We start from the raw sequence: 1,366 nt of genomic DNA, 5'->3' as shown, positions 1-1,366 counted from the left end.
CGTGGTGGTGCGGCCCGCCGCGTCGGTGAGCACGACGCGGGCGGCGGCCTTGGTCCCGTAGTAGACGCCGGAGTGGAACAGGCCGTCGGTGCTGCCCTCGGTCTGGTGGCTGATGCCCGGCTGGGCCATGTCGAGGTTGCCGTCGACGGCACTGCGGAAGTTCTCGCCGCCGTCGCCGGTGGACCAGTGCTTGCCCTCGGGGGTGAGCCACAGCTCCACGCCGGGGGCTGCCTGCACGCGCTCGCCCGGGGCCACCACCTGGGTCGGGCTCGCGGGCGGTGTGCGGGGCCGGGACGGCGCCGGCGACGGGCTGGCCGTCGGGGAGGCCGGGGTCACCACGGACCCTTCGCCCTCCGGGGCGAGCAGGGGGTGCAGGGCGAGGGCGAGGGAGGCCACGAGCAGCCCGCAGCAGACCGCCAGCCCCGCCGCGCGGCGGCGCACGCGGGCCCGGCCGGCGCGGACGACCGCGGCGAGGGGCACCGGGCCGGGCGTGATGCCGTCGGCCGCGTCCGCGAACGCGGTGCGCAGCTCGCGGGCTTCTTCGGGTCGTGCCGTGGCTTCCTCGGGGACCGGGGTCGCGGACCGGGCTTCGGATTCGGGGATCATCGCTTCGCTCCGGAGGAGGCGTGGGGCCGGCCGCCGGTGAAGGCGGCGTGGGCGCGCAGGGCCTCCAGCGCGCGCCGGGCGTGGGTCTTGACGGTGCCGACGGAGCAGTCCAGTACGCCGGCGATGTCCTGCTCGTTCAGGTTCTCCCAGTACCGCAGGACCATCACGGCGCGCTGGCGGGCGGACAGGGTTTCCAGCGCTTCCCACAGGACCGTGTGCAGTTCCACGGCTTCGGCGTGCCCCGCGTGGGAGTGGTGCGCTGTCTCGGGCAGGAACGGCATCAGCAGGTGCGCGACGCGTCTTCTGCGCAACCGGCTCAGGTTGTTGTTCACCAGGGCGCGGCGCACGTACGCGTCGACCTCGTCGCGCGGCACCGACCGCCAGCGCCCGTACACCTTGGCCAGCGTCGTCTGCACCAGGTCCTCGGCCTCGTGGAAGTCGCCGGTGAGCAGGTGGGCCGTGCGGACCAGACGGGGCCAGGCCGCGGTGGCGAACTCGGCGAAGTCGGAGGTGTTCTCGTGCGGCACGGTGACGGTCCTCGCGGTCGGCGGCGGGAAGGCGGCAGGGCCCGCCCCGTGCCGGGCCCTGCCGCGCATGCGGAACGGATCGACGGAGGTCAGCGGACGAAGCCGGGCAGCTCCGCGAGGACCCTGCCGTGGCGGTCGTACAGGGTGACGGCGTGGCCGTCGCCGGCCTTGGTGGGCGTGGTGGCGTACCAGGCGCCCCAGCCGGGCTTGCCGGGCAGTTCCACGAGCTTGGC

The 1,366-nt window shown here is 75.2% G+C and carries 2 protein-coding genes; both read right to left on the bottom strand.

Features of this window, described 5'->3' with window-relative positions; all coding sequences use genetic code 11:
* On the bottom strand, positions 1 to 606 hold a 606-nt coding region (locus IH00_RS0124880), incomplete at its 3' end, for a hypothetical protein (RefSeq protein WP_052411612.1).
* The gene (locus tag IH00_RS0124875) at positions 603 to 1,133 is read right to left on the bottom strand and encodes a SigE family RNA polymerase sigma factor (protein WP_031077241.1); all 531 of its coding nucleotides are present in this window, start codon (positions 1,131 to 1,133) and stop codon (positions 603 to 605) included. The genes IH00_RS0124875 and IH00_RS0124880, both read right to left, overlap by 4 nt.
* Positions 1,134 to 1,366 lie beyond the last annotated feature (233 nt).

This window comes from Streptomyces sp. NRRL S-118 (assembly GCF_000716335.1).
Taxonomy (GTDB): Bacteria; Actinomycetota; Actinomycetes; order Streptomycetales; family Streptomycetaceae; genus Streptomyces.
This window is presented reverse-complemented; position numbering and strand designations above follow the sequence as displayed.